Annotated in this window: 3 protein-coding genes; all 3 read left to right on the top strand. The window is 76.7% G+C overall.

Translation table 11 applies throughout. The annotated features are described in order from the left end of the window. A partial coding sequence (locus tag AAHZ94_RS30175; RefSeq protein ID WP_349996905.1) for a phytoene desaturase family protein occupies nucleotides 1–1019 on the top strand: 1019 nt, incomplete at its 5' end. A 485-nt stretch (nucleotides 1020–1504) separates the two neighbouring features. Next, complete coding sequence (locus tag AAHZ94_RS30170; RefSeq protein WP_349996904.1) at nucleotides 1505–2977, top strand: AlkA N-terminal domain-containing protein; 1473 nt, start codon at nucleotides 1505–1507, stop codon at nucleotides 2975–2977. 217 nt (nucleotides 2978–3194) lie between these two features. After that, nucleotides 3195–3743 carry a methylated-DNA--[protein]-cysteine S-methyltransferase gene (locus AAHZ94_RS30165; protein ID WP_349996903.1) on the top strand — a complete coding sequence of 183 codons (549 nt, stop codon included), beginning with the start codon at nucleotides 3195–3197 and terminating at the stop codon, nucleotides 3741–3743. Nucleotides 3744–3896: the final 153 nt, after the last annotated feature.

Genomic DNA, 3896 nt, shown 5'->3' with positions numbered 1-3896 from the left:
CCGACTTCCTGCGCACCCCCTGGCTCGGGCTGCCCCGCGACCCGGCCGGCTGGGCGCGGTTCGGCACGCTCGCCCTGCAACCGGCCGCGCTGCTCGCCCGCCGCTTCGACGGCGAGAAGGCGCGCGGCCTGCTGGCCGGGCTCGCCGCGCACGCCATCGCCCCGCTCAGCGGCCCGGGCACCGGCGGCGTGGCCCTGATGTTCGCGCTGGCCGCGCACGCCGTCGGCTGGCCGGTGGCCCGCGGCGGCTCACAGGCCATCTCGGACGCCCTCGTGGCGTACCTGCGCGAACTCGGCGGCGAGGTGCACACCCACTACGAGGTGCGCCGCCTGGACGAGCTCCCGCCGGCCCGCGCCTACGTCTTCGACACCTCGCCCACCGCACTGGCCCGCATCGCCGGGCTCGGCAACGCCTACCGCGACTTCCGGTACGGGCCCGCCGTCTTCAAGCTGGACTACGCGCTCGACGGGCCGGTGCCGTGGACCGCGGACGCGGCCAGGCGCGCCGGCACCGTGCACGTCGGCGCCACCTACGGCGAGGTCGACGCCGCCCTGCACGCCGCCGTCGCCGGCCACGACCCGGGCGTGCCGTTCCTCATCACCACCCAGCCCAGCCTGATCGACCCGACCCGCGCACCGGCCGGCAAGCACACCTTCTGGGCGTACGCGCACGTGCCCAGCGGCTGGCGCGGCGACGCGACCGAGGCCGTCGAACGCCAACTGGAGCGCTTCGCACCCGGCTTCCGTGACCTGGTGCTGGCCCGTGCGGTGGCCGGCCCGCCCGAACTGGCCGCCCGCAACGCCAACTACGTCGGCGGCGACATCGGCTGCGGCGCCTTCGCCGGGATGCAGACCGTCCTGCGCCCCAAGCTGGCCCGGGTCCCCTATGCCACCGCCCACCCCGCGATCTTCCTGTGCTCCTCGGCCACCCCGCCGGGCCCCGGCGTCCACGGCATGTCGGGCCACCACGCGGCCCGCGCGGTGTGGCGCCGGCTGCGCGCGGGGGACCGGCAGCGGTAGGCGCCGCGCACGGCGGCGGCGAGGCCGCGCCGCGGGGAGCAGACCGGGTGCGGTACGGGCCTGGCGCGGTGGGCGTGCGGTACGGGCGTCGCCCACCGGCCGTGCGCGTACGGGCGACCACCGCCCGCGCGCGTACGGGCGTATGCAGCGCCATCGGATCTGCCAGGCGTCGCAGCCCCGCTCCCCATCCGCCCGCGCGCGTACGGGCGTGTGCAGCGGCACCGGATTTGCCAGGCGTCGCAGCCCCGCTCCCACAGCCCCCGCTCCCACTGCCTGCCCACGCGTGCGCGCGTGCGCAGCGCCACCGCATCCGCCATCTGCCGCCGCCCCCGCGCGTACGCGCGCACGGGGCCGCCCCCACCCGGCGCGGCTCGCCACCCCCCTCACCCCTATCGACAAATCGATGCCGCAGGCGCCCGGCCACCCAGAGGGCCATGTCGGATTTCCGCGAGCCAGCGGGGTCGGTGAGCGGCGATGCTGAAGGCATGCACACTGACTTCGACCGGTGCGTGCGGGCGGTGCAGTCCAAGGACGCCAGGTTCGACGGGTGGTTCTTCACCGCCGTCCTGACCACCCGCATCTACTGCCGTCCGAGCTGCCCCGTGGTGCCGCCCAAGGTCGAGAACATGTCGTTCTACCCGAGCGCCGCCGCCGCGCAGCAGGCCGGGTTCCGGGCCTGCAAGCGCTGCCGCCCGGACGCCAGCCCCGGCTCCCCGCAGTGGAACGAGCGGGCCGACCTGGTGGCCCGCGCCATGCGGTTGATCGCGGACGGCGTGGTGGACCGGGAGGGCGTGCCGGGGCTCGCCGCCCGGCTCGGCTACAGCACCCGGCAGGTCGAGCGGCAACTCCTGGCCGAGCTCGGCGCCGGCCCGCTGGCCCTGGCCAGGGCCCAACGCGCACAGACCGCCCGGCTGTTGATCGAGACCAGCGAACTGCCGATGGCCGAGGTGGCCTTCGCCGCGGGCTTCGCGAGCATCCGCACCTTCAACGAGACCGTCCGCGAGGTCTTCGCGCTGTCGCCGACCGAACTGCGCGGGCGCACCCGCGCCGGCCAGCGCCCCGGCACCCCCGGCGTGCTCTGTCTGCGGCTGCCGTTCCGCGCCCCGCTCTGCCCGGACAACCTGTTCGGGCACCTGGCGGCCACCGCCGTGCCCGGCGTCGAGGAGTGGCGCGACGGCGCGTACCGGCGCACCCTACGGCTGCCGTACGGGCACGGCATCGTCAGCCTGCGCCCGATGCCCGACCACATCTGCTGCCACCTCTCGCTCACCGACCAGCGCGACCTGGCGGGCGCCATCAGCCGCTGCCGCCGGATGCTCGACCTGGACGCGGACCCGGTCGCCACCGACGACCTGCTGCGCACCGATCCGCAACTCGCCCCGCTGGTGGACAAGGCGCCCGGGCGCCGGGTGCCGCGCACGGTGGACGCCGACGAGTTCGCCGTACGCGCCGTCCTCGGCCAGCAGGTCTCCACGGCCGCCGCCCGCACTCACGCCGGCCGGCTGGTCACCGCGCACGGCGAACCGGTCGACGACCCCGCCGGCGGGCTCACCCACCTCTTCCCCAGCACCACGGCGCTCGCCGACCACGACCCGCAGGCGCTGGCGATGCCGCGCACCCGGCGGGCCACCCTCGCCGCGCTGATCGACGCGCTCGCGGGCGGTGACGTCGTACTCGGCGTCGGCAGCGACTGGGAACAGGCCCGCGCCAGGCTCGCCGCGCTGCCCGGCATCGGGCCGTGGACCGTGGAGGTGGTGGCGATGCGCGCGCTCGGCGACCCGGACGCCTTCCTCCCCAGCGACCTCGGCGTCCGCCGGGCCGCCGCCGGCCTCGGACTGCCGGCCACGCCCGGTGCCCTGGTGCGGCACAGTGCACGCTGGCGCCCCTGGCGGGCGTACGCGGTGCAGTACCTCTGGGCCACCGACGACCACCCGATCAACCTGCTGCCGACCGGCTGACCGGGGCCGCGCGCCGCGCACCCCGCCCGCGGCGCTCACCGGCCCTCCCGGCCAGGCGGCCCACCGCCGGTACCGTCCCACCCGAGCCCCGTTCCGCCTCCAGCCCCCGACCCCGGCCCCGCCACCCGGCACCCGGCGCCGCCCCGGCCCACCGCCGCGTGGTCCGCCCGCCGCAGCACCCGTTTCCGCCCGACCCTCCCGAGGAGAACTCCCCGCCGTGCCCGACCGCGTCCACACCCTGATCGACAGCCCCTGCGGCCCGCTGACCCTGGTGGCCACCGATGGGCTGCTCTCCGGTCTCTACATGACCGACCAGCGCCACCGGCCGCCGCAGGAGAGCTTCGGCGACCCCGACGACGCCCCGTTCGACGCGGCGGTCGAGCAGTTGGCCGAGTACTTCGACGGCGACCGCGACACCTTCGACGACCTGACCCTGAACCTGCACGGCACCCCCTTCCAGCGCCGCGTCTGGGAGGAGCTCCAGGCCATTCCGTACGGCGAGACCATCTCGTACGGGCAGTTGGCCGACGCCATCGGTCAGCCGAGCGCGGCCCGCGCGGTGGGCCTGGCCAACGGCAAGAACCCGGTCAGCATCATCGTCCCCTGCCACCGGGTCATCGGCGCCTCCGGCAGCCTGACCGGGTACGGCGGCGGGCTGGCCCGCAAGCGCCAACTGCTCGACTTCGAGCGCGGCCTGATCACCTGCACGGACGGCGCCTTCGCCGCGGAGCCGGCCGCCGGGCCGGCCCAGGACCAGCTCTTCTGACACGCCCGGGCGCCGCGGGGCGATGTGGGTACGGGCGCGGTGAGCAGCCCGGGCGGCGGGGCGGCGGCACGGTGCGGCGGTGGCGCGGGGCGGCGTGGCGGGGGTGCCCCGGCCCCTGTGTCATAAACACCTCGCCCCGCCCCCCCGACGGCC

Origin of the sequence: Streptomyces sp. HSW2009, assembly GCF_040240285.1 — a bacterium.
Classification (GTDB): Bacteria; Actinomycetota; Actinomycetes; order Streptomycetales; family Streptomycetaceae; genus Streptomyces.
This window is presented reverse-complemented; position numbering and strand designations above follow the sequence as displayed.